The sequence below is a fragment of the Paenibacillus sp. FSL K6-2441 genome (assembly GCF_037964765.1).
Classification (GTDB): domain Bacteria; phylum Bacillota; class Bacilli; order Paenibacillales; family Paenibacillaceae; genus Fontibacillus; species Fontibacillus phoenicis.
In genome coordinates, this window is sequence record NZ_CP150174.1 from 750,460 (window position 1) to 766,637 (window position 16,178).

The window sequence follows — 16,178 nt, forward strand, 5'->3', positions numbered from 1 at the left end:
GAGACAAGCATCATGCCAACGCCTACATTACCCAGCCGCGCGAGCCGGACAAGCCCCGCGTCGGCAAAGCGGGCAACGGGGGCTAAGAAGCGTACGTCCGCCAAGAAACGGCGGAAGCGTGGATTTTTCTATCTGTTATCCCGGCTGATCCTCACGATGATGCTGATCGGGACGGCGGCCTTATTCTGGTTGTTCTTTACCCCGTCTGGGAACAATATGCGCTATTTAATGGCCGATACGCTGATTACGACGCAGCATCGCCATTGGGCGAAATATATCATCGGACAAGCTGAGCTGGACAAACGGGTCGCCGCTTACCAGGCTCAATTCGAGGAAATGGGGACGGAGAAGGACACCCATACGATTGACTTACCCGACCCGGATGATAAAGAAGACACACAAGCGGAGAAGCCGCTGATTGAAATTGAAGAGATCTCCGGCAAAAGCTATCACGGGTACGTGTTAACTGTAAACGACCCGACCAAAATCCGTTTAGGAGTTCCAGCGAAACGAGGCAAAGGAGAAAAGGTCTCCAGCATGGTGGCGCGGACCGGTGCCCTTGCCGGTGTGAACGGCGGCGGCTTTGCCGACCCGAACTGGAAGGGCAACGGCTTCAAGCCGATTGGGGTGGTCATTTCCCGAGGGAAGCTGTATTACAACGGCATCAGTTCAGGGGCAGCGACGCAGATCGTTGGCCTGGACAAGCAAGGCAAAATGATCGCTGGTAAATATACGCTGGAGGAATTGGACAAGCTGGGCATTCAGGAAGCGGTGACGTTTCAACCGCGAATTATCGTAAACGGCAAAGGACAGATCCGCAGTCAAAAAGAAGGCTGGGGCATCGCACCGCGGACGGCCATGGGGCAGCGCGAAGACGGCGCGATCCTGTTCGTCGTCATCGACGGACGTCAGCCGGGATACAGCATCGGCGCCAGCCTGTACGATGTTCAGCAGATCATGCTGGAACGCGGCGCGGTGATCGCTGCCAATTTGGACGGCGGGTCGTCAACCGTATTGGTCAAGGAAGGCGGGGAGATCGTTAACAAGCCTTCGTCCGAATACGGAGAACGTTATTTGCCAACCGCGTTTCTCGTCTTTGAGGATCCGTCCAAAGTGAACATCCCGAACATTTGGGAAGGTTTGCGTCCGCAGGACATTGATCCCGGGAAGAAGTGATGAAGTTAGCGGTTCCTGGTGACGAAATAGAAGGAGAGGCCGGGCAGAGGGAATTATCCCCTTTTGCCCGGCCTCTTTGTATGAAGTAAATCGATCAGTCCTTGCTCCAAGTGAAGCGTTGACGATATTTTCGCGGGGACATGCCTTCGGTCTTGCTGAAGCAAGCGGTGAAATAAGCGGCCTGATTAAAGCCCACCTGCTCGGCGATCCGCTCGATGGTCAGATCGGTTTGCAGAAGCAGCAGCTTGGCCTGCTGGATACGCAGCCGTTGCAAGTAGACGGCGGGCGAACAGCCAAACACCTTCTGCATACAGCGGGCGATATAGACCGGATGGAAATTGATGCTCTCCCCAAGCTTTTGCGCAGAGAAAGGCTCGTCATAATGCTCACGCAAATAGGAGGCTGCCTTTTCGGCGCAGGCCGACTGCGGAGAGAGTCCCGTATTGGTCGACAAAGCCGACAGCTCAACGATCACGTTTTGAAATAGAGCTTGCTGGCGCAACCGGACGCTGTCCAAATGGATATCGCGGTTCAAATCCGTCAGTTCCTTCAGCAGCGCGATCATTTTCTGCGGCTGGGCCAGCTTCGCATATTGGGGAAGGGGGACTGTATATGACGTCGCCGTGAACGGCGGCAGGGAAATCGAGCCAGGGGTGCCCTGATCCGTCAGGCTGCATCCGCAATGCCGGTATTCCTCCTCCTCAACTACACGCCAATCGCCCAAGAGTTGAAAATGCAGCCAATGGTGCAGCGTATCTTCCCGGCAGCCTTCCAGCGCATAGTGATAACAGTCCGGGCGGAGAATGAGCGAGTGTCCGGCGGTCACCTCGTAATCGCGGCCTTCCTCGCTGATATATAAACATCCGTACTCGACGACCAGCAGGTCGAAGGCCCCGATATTTTGCCGGCTGGGATGCTTGCCGCCGACCGGGATCACCGCCGAGCCGCTGACGATGTAATGGGGAAGTGGAGGCGCGGTAAATTCAATGATGGGAGGCAAAGGATACCCACTCCTCTTAGGTTGGAATATTGAAAAATTGAGTTGATTCAATGATACATCAAAACGGCGTTACCATCTATAATGTGTTTCATGCTAACACGATGACAGGGAATCAACGGGATTCTCCAATCTCCAGGAGGTTGTAATAATGAAGAAAGTCAATGGCGGCGAGAAGAATAAGTTCTCTCTCTGGCTGCTCGCATGGCCCATCTTTATCGAGTTGTTCCTGCAAATTTTGCTGGGGACAGTCGATACGCTGATGGTTAGCCGCATTTCCGACAATGCGGTGGCGGTCGTGGGGTTCTCGAACCAGCTGTTTAATGCGCTGACGACGCTGTTTGCAACTGTCGCTAGCGGGGCGGGGATTGTCATCGCCCAGAAGATCGGTTCGGGCCGCGAAGAGGATGCGCGAACCGTCGCGATTATCGCTTTCAAGGTGACGGCTGGGATTGGTCTTGTTCTCAGCATTTTGCTGATTGCGGTTCCGGGACCGATCGCCACCATGCTGCAGCTTCCGGATGAGCTGCTGCCTCTGGCCAAAATCTACATCTCCATCGTTGGCGGAGGCATGATTCTAACCGCGATGATTTCCCTGCTGGGTACGGCGATCCGCAACACCGGAAATACGAAAGGCCCGATGTACACGGCGGTGGGCATGAACGTTTTGCATATCCTGATGAACTATTGCTTTATCTTTGGGGCCTTTGGATTTCCGCAATGGGGGCTGACCGGCGTGGCGATTTCAACGGTAATCAGCCGCTTGGTCGCTACGGTTGTCTTGCTCTTCATTTTCCTCGGCACGTTCCAGCGGCGGATCGGCTTCAAGGACATGTCTGTCTACGATGGCAAGCTGTTTAAGGAGGTTCTGGTCATTGGCTGGCCGCTGGGAGTCAATTCGGCGAGCTGGGTGTTCTCGCAGCTGGCGATTTTCTCCTTCCTGGCGATGCTTGGCGCAACCGAGTTGGCCGCCAGAACCTATATGAATACGCTGGAGTCGTTCTGCTTTATGCTCGGCTTCTCGCTGGCGATGGCGGCGCAAATCCAGATCGCTCACCTGTACGGAGCGGGCAAAACCAAAGAAGCTTACCGCGCGGTATACCGCGTGCTGGCCTTTGGGCTGCCGCTCGTTATCGTTAATGCGTTTATCCTTGTTCTGTTTGGTCCGAAGCTGTTGGGATTGTTTACACAGGATCCCGATATCTTGGCCCTCTGTGCGGCATTGCTCTGGCTCAATCTGTTGCTGCAGCCGGGCAAAATGATCAACATGGCCCTCGGGAACTCGTTGAATGCGGTAGGGGATACGCGATATACGATGATCATTTCCTTGATCTTTATGTCCGTCGTTGCGACCGGCTGCTCGTATCTGTTTGGCGTTTCGCTCGGCTGGGGCATTATCGCCATTTACGCTTGTATGATCAGCGACGAATATATTCGGGGCGTCTTTTCGTTCTTCCGATGGAGAGGGCGTAAGTATCTGCGCAGAAAAGAGCAGGAGCTGCTTCAAGAACGGGGATGGGCCCAGGAAGACCAAGGCCAGGGGCAAGGAAATCAGGCGATGGACGGAGTTGCTCCTTCGGCGTTATAAAGGGTGAGAATAAAAGATGAGCCGCAGGGCGGCCCGGGAAGGGCGCCTGCGGCTCTTTCTGTTTTTTGTGGCAAGATATCCTACTCTTTCTCTCGGTCAGGCAGCTGCTTCACGTAGCTGTCGCTGAGACGGAGCAGTTCAAGCGCACGGTTATATTCGCTTTCCGTCGTTAACGCTTGGGTCACACCGTCCTTGGGGAGCGGATACTTCGTACCGTCATCATACCAAACCCCTGGGATAAACAGCGCCTGGTCGTTGATAAACGAGCCGGATGGCAGATAGTAACGCTGCGGTAACAGGTTGTAAGATGTTTGGTTCAGCAAATCCTCACCAAAATGAATATGATTATCGAGATTGATGCCAAACAGGTTGGCTACCGTCGGCAGGATATCCACTTGGCCGCCGACATTGTCCATGACATCTGGCATATCGGTACCCGGCACATGAAGAAGCAGCGGGATATTGATCATATCAATATAGCTGTAATCCCGGCCATAAATTTCTTTCATTAGCTCAAGTCCATGTTTGTCTAGCGAATACATTGGCAAGCCGAGATGGTCACCGTAAATGACAACCACGCTGTTGTCCCAGATGCCTCTTTGCTTCAGATCCTCGATAAATTGACCGAGTGCGTAGTCCGCATAGCTTTGCGCCCGCAAATAATCGCCAACCATATTGTCTTGGTAACGTTCAGGCAACTGAATCTTATCCTTGTCATGCGGTGTTGTAAACGGATGGTGAGCCGTCATCGAGATCACTTGAGTATAGAAAGGCTGTCCCGTTTGCTGCATGCGATCCAGCTCTTCAGCTGTCTTCTTGTAGAGCACTTCATCCGAAGGGCCAAAGAAGACGGTGTCTTCGGTACCAAACCATTTCTGGTCATAATAGCGGTTGAAGCCAATCGCTTTGTACAATTCGCCGCGGTTCCAGAAATCAACGACATTCGTGTGGAACGTTGCCGTATCATACCCTTGATCCCGCATCAGCTTCGGCAAGCTTGGCAGATCCTTGTCCGGATAGTTTTGCGTTGCGGCCTCATTGTACGGAATGTAGAACGAGGTGTTCACAACAAACTCGGCATCAGAGGTGTTCCCTTGTCCGACCATTTGATAGAAATGCTTGAAATAGGTGTTTTCCTTAACAAGTTTATTCATGTTTGGCGTGACTTCCTGACCATCGATCTTCAGGTCAATCAGGAAGTTCTGGAACGATTCCATCTGAATGATGATCAGGTTTTTGCCTTTGGCCGCACCAAAATATTTCGGTTCCGCTGGGATGGTAATGCCTTTCAGGTTATTGATTTTCTCTTGCGAGATCTGGTCCTTGTCAACCAGTTCTTCCTTCTTGGCGCTGGAGAAAATCGTGTACGTTTCATAGTTCAGGATGCCCATTTGCTCGGCCTGTTTGATCTCATTCATGCTGGCCCGGTTCGGCCATACATTAAAGATACACAGCAGCAGGGAAAAGGCGAAAATTCCGGTAATGACGCCGGTGCTGGCTTTTCTTAGATTAAATAAAGCTTTTAGCTTCTCGGCGCGTTTCTTCCGGAACAACCAGAAGCCGATCACCACGATGTCCACAAAGATCAGCAGATAATAAGGCGCCAGCAGGGAGAACACGCTGTTCTTCACCGCGGTGACTTGATTCACCTGCTGCAGGGCAGTGTAATTCACGATAACCCCATAATATTTATGGTACATAACAGCGGCGAAGAAAATGGCTGTAACGATCAAATTGACGGTTAAATAAAGGCCGATCTTACGTTTGGAGGAGAACCATTCAATCAAGCAGAACAAAATCCAGATAAACGGGATTTCCTTCAACAATGGCCCCCAAGCGGGTACTACATCAAAGATAGCCGTCCAGACGAGATAAATCTTGAAGATCATAATGACAGAGAAAAAGACAAACGGCTTGATGCTGGCGAGCCGGATGCGATTGAACTGTGACACTTCGTTTCCTTCCTTTCCGTAAAAACTCCTTAGTTGTAATTAATGCCGAGTTTACAATTTTAACACCCCATATATAATACATGAAATGGCCGCAAGAATAAAATTAATCAATTCACTCAATTAGCAAGATATTCCACTTAAAGCCGTATGCAACGCGTCGAAAGCCGTATTATTGACGGATAACGCCCCTTTTTGGTAAATTAAACGTATTCCTTCTTTTCGGAATAATGCTTCGTGATCGAAAGAGGAGAGATCTTGATGTCGGTGAAGGTTCTTAACTAGTAATTTCATAGGGACAGAGACACGAGTACAGGAACGTGCCGCTTGAGTTTTAAGCGCGCATGTATTTTTCCGTACGCTTGTTTCGGTCTATGAATAGTTAAGAACACACGCGAAAGCATCTTGCAGCTCCCCATTAGCTGCCGTTATCTTGATAACGATCAAGCCGTGCTGTTTTCAGCACGGCTTTTTTGATTACCCGGATCGGCAGAGAGCGGGAGAAGTATAGGCAAAGGATGGCATACGTGCGTCCTTTGCCTTTTTTTATTCCGGAAAGAAGGAAGATCAACCATTTTGAAGGAGGATTTCCCTTGGAGAGATTTTCGCTAAGTACATTGGAATATGAAAGCATCAAACAGGAATTGCTGGGATACGCGGTATCTTATGCCGGCCGGAAACGCATCGAAGAGCTCGCACCGATGGTGGAGAAGCGGACCATCGAACGGGCGATTGCGGAAACGGCGGAGGCGGTCGCCCTGTACAGGAAGGGAGCCAGTGTCCCGCTGCCTTCGCTGGAAGGGATCGAGCAGGTCGTCTCATTGCTGGGCACAGGGTATCTGTTCACGGAGCAGGATTTGACGGCAGTGCAGATGTTCCTGCACAGCTGCGGGCAACTCAAGAAATATATGGCTGCCAAAGGCGAGCTGGCCTGGCGAATCGGCATCTATGCGACCGATTTGCAGGATTTGCCTGCACTGCAGCAGGAGATTCTCCGTTGTATTCGGCACGGAGTGATTATGGATGACGCCAGCCGGGAGCTGGAGAAGATACGTAAAAAAATCAGCATCGTCAAAGAGCGGATCCAGAAGCGGATTCAGGCTGTTATGGCTCGTCACGCCTCGATTTTGCAGGAGAACATCGTAAGCGTACGCGGCGGCAGATACGTGATCCCGGTGAAAAAAGACTACTACAAGCAAGTTAATGGGCGTATGCTGGACCAATCGACCAGCGGGCAGACCGCGTTCATCGAGCCCCAGGAGGTGGCAGCCTTGCAAAGCGAGCTGGAGCTGCTTCAAGGCGAAGAGGCCCGGGAGGAAGCGAAAATCCTCGGATACCTCGCCGGATTGGTCGAACGGGAAGCGGCTGACCTGATTCGGAATATCGAGATTACAGGGTTGTATGACTTTATTTTCGCTAAGGCAAAATACGCTGCGGCAATCGGCGGGACCGAGGTGCAGCTCAGCGAGACCGGAGAGACGGTGATTCGCGGCGCCAAGCATCCGAAGCTGCTGCAGACGATGGTGCCGCTGGATATGGCGATCGGTACGGATTACCGGACGCTGATCATCACCGGTCCCAATACCGGCGGGAAAACGGTCGTCCTGAAGACGTTTGGTCTGCTGACATTGATGGTGCAATCGGGTCTGCTGGTGCCGGTCTCGCCGGATAGCCGGTTTGCGGTGTACCAGGGCATCCGCGCTGTCATCGGGGACGGCCAGAACCTGGAGCAGTCACTCAGCACGTTCTCCGCTCAGATCGGCGCGCTGGTACAAATCCTGAAAGAGTCGGGCCCCGCTACCCTGGTGCTGATCGATGAGCTGGCGGCGGGCACCGATCCAGGCGAAGGGATCGCCTTGTCGATTGCGATCCTGGAGGAGTTCGCCCGGAAAGGGTCGACGGTAATGGTCACGACCCATTTCAACGAACTCAAGACCTTCGCTTCCCGGGCGGAGGGATTTGAGAACGCGCGGATGGAATTCGACGCCGAGACGCTGCGTCCGCTGTACCGCCTGACCATCGGGCAGTCCGGCCGCAGTTATGCGATCGAAATCGCCCGCAAGCTGGGGATGTCCGGCGGGATCATCGAACGCTCGCAGCATATCGTCAGCCGCCAGCAATCCACCGATGGCTCTGGCAGCGGCGGTTTGCGTTGGGATGAGATCGTACCCGCGAAGCCATCAGCGGCTGCGCGGGATGCACGGGATAAGGCAGCTTCTGTGCCCGGGAGTTCGCGAGCAGCGGGGGAGCCGGGGAAAGGTTCGGGAGCTAAGGGACAGCTGAAGCCCCAGCGAGCAGCAGGCTTGAACGGCGGAGGAACGGAGACCGTAACGGGGGCCGGGAAACCCGCTGACGCTGAGGCGGCAACCGGAGAAGCAGCCCTTCCGCCGTCCCGCAAGTTTGAGGTGGGCGACGCCGTTCTCGTCACTTCCATCGGGAAGATTGGCATCGTCGTGGAACCGCCGGATTTGCGAGGAATGGCGTTAGTTCAGGTGCAGAAGCAGAAAATCAAGGTGAACCATAAGCGATTAAAGCCTTATCTTAAGAGCGAGTCTCTGTATCCGGAGGATTACGATTTGGATATCGTGTTCGACTCGAAGGAAAACCGGAAAAAGCGCAAGCTGATGAGCAAACGGCACGTGGAAGGCTTGATGATTATCAAGAAACCGGGGGAGGATTAACTTTGCGCGGTAGTTAGCCAGGCGTCAGGCATAATGAAAGAGCGCGAGTTTAGAGGTCCGTTTCATTCGGTCCTTAGGCTCGCGCTTTAGTTTTGTTCGCTAGGGGGGAGATAGCTGCAAAAGTACAGTTTTTTCTGTCAAAAGTACGATTTGGCACTAGCGTTGCATTAAGACTTCTTTCTGCTTTGATTCAGACAAATACAGAACAACGATATAGTATATACAAACCGGATTAGTATATATTTTACAGACGCACTTTGCTTAAATTTGAAAAAGTTTAGAGGGGATTAGACCCGCACGTTACCCATTTTTTAAAATTTAAGTATTTAGTTCAATACTTCTACAATGATTCGTGGCTTCATCGATTTGTTCGCCTGCTTGGGGGGCCGACCGTTTCGCTTCGTTCGTCCTTTTGAGCTCCGTGTGGGCTTTTTGAATAAGGCTTCATGCAGCCTAGTCCATGACCGATCGGCATAGAGTCGAATCAATCGAAGTAACTGCCAAACGGTTTGCTTGCACTCTAGCTTCAGGCGTAGCAACAGGCACAGAGCATAGGATATCAACGCGATATACATCTGGTTCCAGATGGCTTCTGCGGTGTACCCATGAGGCTTCACTAAACGGAGGTGTTGCTTAATCCATTTAAAGAATAGCTCGATTTGCCAACGATGCCGATATACATCTGCAATTTGGTGCACGGACAAATCCATGCGACTTGTCACAAGGCGATATAAACGACCTTGCTGATCCTGAAACTCAATGAGTCGCAACTTCATTTGCTGCCCTGGCAGAGTTACATCCGCATCCCGAATGAAATCTCCCCGCTTGGGAAGAGCCCGTTCCTTGAGGATCGTCAATCGGGTATTATCCTTAACCCGAGCCACAAACTTCATCCCTTGGTCCACCCAGGCTTGAAAATGCTTGTGCACCTGATAGCCTCGGTCCATCACATAGGTCACTTCTTTATCGACCGTAAAGTTTGGGGCAACTTCGTGGTCTGCGACATCTTTGGTTGAGGCGATGATTTTATCTGGAACCATCGTCTTCGCGTCGACGACTAGAAGTGAAGTGTGCATTTTCACGCCGTGATTGGATGCAGAGCAGTAAGCCCATTTGGAAAGAATCGCTGGCAAGGTGATTTGAGTAGAATCCATGATCGCGAGCTTTCCGATCTTAGTCGTGATTCCTGGCTTACTCTCCGTTAGTTGTTGGATTTGTCTCGTTACTTGCATGAAAAGCAGGTGAAGGTTCTCTAGGGGAAGCTTCTTCATTTTCCGCGAGAGTTGGGATGGGCTTATGCTTTCAAGTCCACCAAGTATCGCTTGAAAATCTTCATTGGCTTCAAGATGCTCGGACATTTCAGCATAAGACTCTCGTTGCTGTAACTGGGCTTCAATGAACAGCAGTAGGGAAGAACCGACAAAAAGCTTGCGAGCACGATAATCCAAAACGCTATCTCGGGAAGAATTAATATTTAACATTTGTAGACATTGACATATGACACTTAAATTTGTACTGTTATCCATAGAAATCTCCTTTTGTTGAGAGGTTGATGGATAACCTTTGGATCAACTCAACATTAGGGGATTTCTTTATTTTTGTACATGAAAACCAGCCTATAATTTGCAAATTTAGTAAATTGTTGATTTGAAATATCGTTTGAAAAGTTAATGCAACGCTAGTGACGATTTGGAGCTAAAAAACTGCAAAAGTGCAGGCTTTTTCTGCCCATTTCCGGAAATCCGGCGTTTCGAGCGAAAAAAACTGCACTTTTGCATCAATTTCGTGATTTTCTCCCATTTTGACTAAAATAACAGCACTTTTGCAGGAATCGCAGCGGCTACAGTGAGAGTGAGTTGGGGTAAGGATCCCAGTCTGAGTAACAGTCGCAGTTGAAGTGTAATCCCCGTTAAGCGGGAACCGGCAGCTGCTGGGCCAGCGTCGCCACAAATTGTTCGAGGAACGCTTGGTCTTCCGCGTCAAAGCGTCCTTTCCGCGGACTATCGATGTCCAGGACGCCGATCAGCCGGTCTTCCTTAACGATCGGTACGACGATCTCGCTGTTGGATGCCGCATCACAGGCAATGTGGCCTGGAAAAGCATGGACATCCTCCACCCGCAGCGTTTCGCGGCGTTCTGCGCTGGTGCCGCAGACCCCTTTGCCAAGCGGGATCCGGATGCAGGCCGGCAGGCCTTGAAACGGTCCGAGCACCAGCTCGTTGCCGTCGTATAAGTAAAAGCCGACCCAGTTGATATCCTCCAGGTAATGGTTCAACAGCGCAGCCGCATTGGCTAGATTGGCTACCTGGTTAGTCTCCCCGCTGATGAGCGCTTGAAGCTGCGACAAGACGGCTTGCTGCCGCTCTTCGCGGGTACCGCTATATTCATTGGCATGAAACATGCATGATTCCCTCCTTAAAAACTGCGGGCGAGATAAGGTTGCCGGCAGCGATACAACTATTATAAAGAAGTTTTTTGTCGAGGGATAGCATCCCTAAGAGCGAAGAACCGTTTATATCTTACAAAGTCCGACACTCAGTGCTATTTTTTATCAAATTTGCAAAATATGTTTTTTGGCATCATGCGGTAAAATAGGGACAAGATTAATGAAAAGGTGATTTTTATGGTACCTCAATCTCTCCGAGGCACAAGCCGTACCAATAATAAAATCAGCAACGACTTGAAGGCGACCATCGAGCACCTGCGCACGGAATTGATGAATGCCGCTACTCAAGATAACTTCAGCAGCGGCGCCATTCTGGAAATAAGCCAGCGCCTGGACCAGTATATCGTGATGGCCCAAAGTCAAATGCTCGGCAAGTAAGCGGCCTCTGGCATTTCCGCGCCAAGAACCTTCTCGATGAAGCCATGTACCACTTCGGCATACCGCTTCGGGTTGATGCCGTAGGCATTGGCATGGACCGCGCCTTCCACGAGCAGCAGTTCTTTAGGTTCAGGCTTCACTTGGTACATTTCCCGGCTCATATAAGTCGGAACGTAGTTGTCCTCCGTACCGTGGATGAATAACACCGGCAGCTTGCTGTTCTCAACGGCTTTAATTGGGCTGACCTGGTGCAGCCGGAAGCCGGCTTTGCGATGCAGCAGCTTATCGACCAGCGGCAAGAGCGGTTTGGCCGGAAGCTTGTTCAGCTTGGTGATCTGATGTCGAATGAGCTCCGTCAAGTCCGAGTAAGGGCAGTCCGCGATCACAAATTTCACGTTCGGATGGGCGATGGCAAGATACTCCAGCACCGTTCCACCCCCCAAAGATTGGCCATGCAGGCCGATCACACTATTCTCCCCGTAATTCTCCAAAATCCAGTTTACCCAGGCTTGGACATCGTATTTTTCCTGATATCCATAGGTCGTGTAGTTTCCTTCACTGCCGCCATGTCGACGTTGATCGACCAGCAGAATGTTAAACCCTGCCTTCCGGAACACGTCAATGTATTGCGTGGAGGCGAGCAAGGAAACCGTATAGCCGTGTACGATGATCATCCAGCGTTGGCTTCCAGGAAACAGTTCCAAAACATACCCGTTGAGCTTCAGCCCATCTCGGGATCGGACTTGAACCTGTCGTTTGGGCAGCCGTTCGAATTGGTCGCGGGTAAATACCCCGGTTCGTTCCAAATACTCGTAAATGCTCTCGTTCGTCTGCAGCCGCATCTGGGTGATTTGGCGCACCGCAAACCGCGGCAAGCCGCTTACGAATGCCAATACAATCAGCATGAAGAACAAAATAACGATCGTAAATACCATGTCGCTGGGTTCCTCCTTGCGAGCCTATCCGTGAAGCTCTCTTACGTTTTTATAGTATCACCGAAAAGTTGGAAGGAAAATCGCCATACGGAAAATTTACCCCGTCCCTTTGACGAGCCCATTCCGATATGATTAGCTAGTAAAGGATGTAGCGATTAATGACCACAGGTGGAAAGGGGGAGAAGGCGGGCGTGTACAAATGCGGCGGAGACATTCCTGTGCTGGAAAGCGAACGGCTAAGGCTGCGGCGGATGGAGCGAAGCGATGCCGAGGTGATGTTTCGGTATTGGAGCGATCCGGAAGTCATTAAGTATATGAATCTTCCGCCGTTTGCCTCGGTGGAGGATACTTGGGCAATGATTAACCTGCTGAATGGTTTATCTGAGAGCGAGGATACGCTACGTTTTGGCATTGAGCTGAAGGATGAACAGAAGCTGATTGGCAGCTGCGGCTTTAATGTTTGGGAGCTGGCCGGGGCTTATCGCGGGGAAATCGGCTATGACCTAGGCCGGGAATATTGGGGGCACGGGTATATGTCGGAGGCGCTGCGAATGCTGCTTGCGTACGGCTACGAGACGATGGGACTGAACCGGATAGAAGCGCTGGTAGATCCACGCAACAACGCTTCCCGCAAGTTGCTGAAAGCGTTTGGGTTCATGGAAGAAGGGCTGTTGCGGGAGTATCAGAAGACGGAGAACGGTTTTGTTGATTTGTTGATGTATTCTTTGTTGAAGAAAGAGTATTACTCGGGAGGAATAACCTAACGATGATGAAGTCTGAAAAAAAATACGGCGGCGGAATGCTGCACCACTTGGACCCACTCAGTAAGCTGGTCGCATTAGCTTGTATCGCTGCGCTTGCCATGCATTGGGACGAGCTGCAGCGGCAGGTGATCTTGCTGCTGGTATTGGTGGCGGGGGCCAAGCTGGGGGCCGGGATTGGCTGGGCCCGGTTATTGCGGCGCATCGCCTGGATCTTAGGCTTTGGTCTGCCGTTATTTGTGGTTACCGCGCTGGCGGTGCAGCTTCGGGAGGGAAGTGCCGGGGGCGGGGGATTCCTGCCGATTTCGGCCACTGCGCTTGAGGACGCTGCCGCCGTGACTTTGCGGCTGGTGAATTTGTTTTTGTCCTCGCTGGCTTATATCGAGTCCACGAATCCCAAGGATTTTGTTGTGATGATGTCGACCCGTTTGAAGCTGCCTTACCGGTTTGTGTTTGGCGTTTCGCTGGCGATGACGTTCTTGCCGTTGCTTGCGGAGGAAGGAAGACAGGCGGCAGCCGCCCGTAAACTTCGGTTGGGTCGCAAACCGCGGGGGGTTGCAGAACGGCTTGCGCAGTGGCGGGGGCAGTTGGTCACCGTGTTCACCGGAGCGATTCGGCGTGTGGAACAAACCGCAGGAGCGATGGACGTGAAGGGCTTTGGTGCGTACCGGGAGCGCACATTTTTGCGGGATGTGCCGCTGAAGGCGGTTGGCGTATGGACGATGCTGGCAAGCTTGGTGTTGACTGCGGGCCTGTGGATGCTGTAACGGATTTTGACTTGTTGGATGTTCACTTTTTACAAGCATGCGGGCCCTAGAGATAAGGCAGTTCAGGTTAAATTTGAAAAAAAGGACTTGACGCGGACAAATTGTTAACCTAAATTATCACTTGTGGTTAACAATTCAAATGGATGAGAGGATGGTTCAAGTGAAAGAAGGAAGTTCCGACAAAGTGCTTCAGCGCTTTACGACGCTTGATATTGTACTTATGGCGATGCTGGCAGCGGCTAACGCGGTCATGACGGTGTTTCTGTCACCGGTGAATCAAGCGCTGAATGGGCTGGGGGGACCGATCCTCACCTCAACGATCACCGGTTTGTATATGATTTACGGATTGCTGGCGTATTATATTATCCGCAAACCGGGGACGGCCCTGATCACCTATGGTATCGGTGCGGTTGTCCAAGCGTTTATGGGAACGGCGTATGGCATTTTGTCCTGCTTTGTGGCTGCGGCTTGTTATTTGGTGATTGTGGAGGCGGCTTTTGCCCTCGTACGTTATAAAAACTGGAGCTTGCCGATGCTGCTGATTACCGGCGGGGCGATGGTGCCGTTGTGGTTCTTTTTTGCGGCCCAGATGTACGGTTATACGAAGTGGGGCATGGATGTTCTGCTGATCGCCCTCGTCGTTCGGGTATTAAGCGGCATGATCCTGTGCGGGCTGTTGGTCAAACTGCTGGGCGATGCGTTGGCTAGCAGCGGGCTGCTTCGCCGCTTCGCGGTCGGCCGCCGGGCGGAGGCGTAAAATGCCGGAACCGGCATTGGAGCTGCAGGACGTCAGCTATGCGTTTGAGCCCGGCGGAGTCCCGGCGCTGCGCGACGTGACGCTCACCGTGGAACGCGGGGAGTGGATGGCGGTCGTCGGCGCGAGCGGCAGCGGCAAATCGGCCCTGGCGCAGCTGATCAGCGGTTATCTCCCCCGCGCCGGGGGAGGGAGCCGCTCGGGCCGAGTGCGCGTGCACGGCGTCGATCCCGCGGAAGCGGAGATCGGCGAGGTCGCCCGGCGCGTCGGGGTCGTGTTCCAGGACCCCGACGCGCAGCTCGTGCAGGGCCGGGTCGAAGACGAAGTCGCCTTCGGCCCGGAGAACCTGCGCGTGCCCGCCGCCGAGCTGGAACGGCGGGTCTCGGACGCGCTGGCGGCGGTGGCGTTGACGCCTCGCCGCCTGACGCCCGTGCACGCGCTGTCCGGCGGCGGCCGACAGCGCACGGCGATCGCGGCGGTGCTGGCGCTGGAGCCGCCGCTGCTCGTGCTCGACGAGGCGGCGGCCAGCCTCGACGCCGCCTCGCGCCGGCGGCTGCTGGCGCTGCTGCGCCGCCTGCACGGCGAAGGCCGGACCATCGTGACGATGTCCGGCCGGATGGACGAGCTCGCGCTGGCTGCGCCGCGGCTCGTCGTGTTGGACGCCGGAACCGTCGCGTTGGACGGTCCGGCGGAGCGCATCCGCCGCAGCGCGAGCGCGCGGCTGGAAGCGCTGGGCCTGCTGCCGGCCGGCACATCGGCGGCGGCAGCAGGCCCAGGCCCAAGCGGCGGCGGCCCGGAGGGGCACGCCGCCCTTGCTAAGGCGACGGCAGCGGAGCTCGCCTCAGCGCCGGCCCCAGCCCCGGCGCGTGTCTCGGCCGTCTCGGCTGAGCTCGCTCAAGCTCCAGCCGAGCACACGCCCGCCGCCGAGCGTCCCGCAGCGCCCGCCCCGGCTCCCGCGGCCGCTGCGCCGGTGTTCCGCACCCCCCTGCTCGAAGCGCGCGGGCTCAGCTACGCCTTCGCCCGCGGGGCCGAGCCGGTGCTGCGGGATGTTAGCCTCACGCTGTACCCTGGCGAATGGCGGCTGCTGTGCGGGGACAACGGCTCCGGCAAAACCACATTGTCCCGCCTGCTGATGGGCCTTCTGCGCCCGCCCAAAGGGACGGTGTTCTGGCAGGGCAAGGATACCGCTCGCCGGACGCTGTACGATCTGGCGTCCGAGATCGGCTACGTGTTCCAGCAGCCGGAGCAGCAATTCGTTGCTTCGACGGTGCTGGACGAGCTGCTGTACAGCCCGCGCGCTGAGCTTGGGCTGCGGCCGCGGGATCCTGTGCCGGAGGAATGGCGGCAGCGCGCGGAACGGATGCTGGAGGCGATCGGCTTAAGCGGTAAAACCGGCGATTCCCCGTATTGGTTAAGCGGCGGGGAGAAGCGGCTCCTGAGCGCAGCCTCTGTCATGATCTGCCCGAAGCGGCTGTATATTCTCGATGAGCCCACGGCGGGCATCGATTACAGCGGTGTCCGCTTGTTAACGGCTTTGTGCCGTGAGGCGCTGGACCAAGGTGCCGCGCTGATCATGATCACCCATGAGCCGGAGTTGTTTGAAGGCCAACGGGTCAAGCGTTGGCGGATCGCGGAAGGGCAGCTTCAGGACGAAGAGCGGGATTAAAGCTGGACAGGAAACGGTACGATAACGATGAAGCAGACGATCCAATAGACGATACGTAAACATGCGGACGACAAACCAGG

General features: G+C 53.9%; 13 protein-coding genes. 8 read left to right on the top strand and 5 right to left on the bottom strand.

Features of this window, described 5'->3' with window-relative positions; translation table 11 throughout:
• The first annotated feature begins 12 nt into the window (after positions 1-12).
• Positions 13-1,176, top strand: coding sequence for a phosphodiester glycosidase family protein (locus tag NSQ80_RS03180; protein ID WP_036644483.1), 1,164 nt, complete (start codon positions 13-15; stop codon positions 1,174-1,176).
• 94 nt (positions 1,177-1,270) lie between these two features.
• Here NSQ80_RS03180 and NSQ80_RS03185 read toward each other — a convergent pair whose 3' ends face one another.
• On the bottom strand, positions 1,271-2,176 hold the full coding sequence (locus NSQ80_RS03185; RefSeq protein ID WP_009224072.1) for a helix-turn-helix domain-containing protein: 906 nt from the start codon (positions 2,174-2,176) through the stop codon (positions 1,271-1,273).
• Between the two features lie 148 nt (positions 2,177-2,324).
• Here NSQ80_RS03185 and NSQ80_RS03190 point away from each other — a divergent pair, with 148 nt between their 5' ends.
• Entirely contained in the window at positions 2,325-3,761 is a 1,437-nt protein-coding gene (locus tag NSQ80_RS03190; RefSeq protein ID WP_260071543.1) for an MATE family efflux transporter, read from the top strand.
• Between the two features lie 80 nt (positions 3,762-3,841).
• Here the strand turns inward: NSQ80_RS03190 and NSQ80_RS03195 are convergent, their stop codons facing one another.
• Positions 3,842-5,713, bottom strand: a complete 1,872-nt coding sequence (locus NSQ80_RS03195) for an LTA synthase family protein (RefSeq protein ID WP_323078966.1) — start codon at positions 5,711-5,713, stop codon at positions 3,842-3,844.
• Positions 5,714-6,303: 590 nt separating this feature from the next.
• Between NSQ80_RS03195 and NSQ80_RS03200 the strand changes: the two genes are divergently transcribed.
• Positions 6,304-8,391 (top strand): DNA mismatch repair protein MutS, encoded by a 2,088-nt coding sequence (locus NSQ80_RS03200; protein WP_339301316.1) that lies wholly within the window; start codon positions 6,304-6,306, stop codon positions 8,389-8,391.
• Positions 8,392-8,717: 326 nt separating this feature from the next.
• Here NSQ80_RS03200 and NSQ80_RS03205 read toward each other — a convergent pair whose 3' ends face one another.
• Both NSQ80_RS03205 and NSQ80_RS03210 read right to left on the bottom strand, forming a co-directional pair.
• A complete protein-coding gene (locus NSQ80_RS03205) occupies positions 8,718-9,917 on the bottom strand; it encodes an IS4 family transposase (RefSeq protein ID WP_339299006.1) in 1,200 nt (399 codons plus the stop codon).
• A gap of 383 nt (positions 9,918-10,300) precedes the next feature.
• On the bottom strand, positions 10,301-10,792 hold the full coding sequence (locus NSQ80_RS03210; RefSeq protein WP_009224076.1) for a GAF domain-containing protein: 492 nt from the start codon (positions 10,790-10,792) through the stop codon (positions 10,301-10,303).
• A 222-nt stretch (positions 10,793-11,014) separates the two neighbouring features.
• Here NSQ80_RS03210 and NSQ80_RS03215 point away from each other — a divergent pair, with 222 nt between their 5' ends.
• Positions 11,015-11,215 carry an aspartyl-phosphate phosphatase Spo0E family protein gene (locus NSQ80_RS03215; protein WP_036644485.1) on the top strand — a complete coding sequence of 67 codons (201 nt, stop codon included), beginning with the start codon at positions 11,015-11,017 and terminating at the stop codon, positions 11,213-11,215.
• Here NSQ80_RS03215 and NSQ80_RS03220 read toward each other — a convergent pair.
• The gene (locus tag NSQ80_RS03220) at positions 11,197-12,150 is read right to left on the bottom strand and encodes an alpha/beta hydrolase (protein ID WP_009224078.1); all 954 of its coding nucleotides are present in this window, start codon (positions 12,148-12,150) and stop codon (positions 11,197-11,199) included. The two genes, NSQ80_RS03215 and NSQ80_RS03220, sit on opposite strands and share 19 nt — an antisense overlap.
• 158 nt (positions 12,151-12,308) lie before the next feature.
• Between NSQ80_RS03220 and NSQ80_RS03225 the strand changes: the two genes are divergently transcribed.
• The 4 genes from NSQ80_RS03225 to NSQ80_RS03240 all read left to right on the top strand — a co-directional run bounded on the left by NSQ80_RS03225 (position 12,309) and on the right by NSQ80_RS03240 (position 16,098).
• On the top strand, positions 12,309-12,914 hold the full coding sequence (locus NSQ80_RS03225; RefSeq protein WP_009224079.1) for a GNAT family protein: 606 nt from the start codon (positions 12,309-12,311) through the stop codon (positions 12,912-12,914).
• Positions 12,915-12,916: 2 nt separating this feature from the next.
• On the top strand, positions 12,917-13,678 hold the full coding sequence (locus NSQ80_RS03230; protein WP_260071540.1) for an energy-coupling factor transporter transmembrane component T: 762 nt from the start codon (positions 12,917-12,919) through the stop codon (positions 13,676-13,678).
• A gap of 220 nt (positions 13,679-13,898) precedes the next feature.
• Positions 13,899-14,435 carry an ECF transporter S component gene (locus NSQ80_RS03235; RefSeq protein WP_232282243.1) on the top strand — a complete coding sequence of 179 codons (537 nt, stop codon included), beginning with the start codon at positions 13,899-13,901 and terminating at the stop codon, positions 14,433-14,435.
• A 1-nt stretch (position 14,436) separates the two neighbouring features.
• Complete coding sequence (locus tag NSQ80_RS03240; protein ID WP_339301319.1) at positions 14,437-16,098, top strand: energy-coupling factor transporter ATPase; 1,662 nt, start codon at positions 14,437-14,439, stop codon at positions 16,096-16,098.
• Positions 16,099-16,178: the final 80 nt, after the last annotated feature.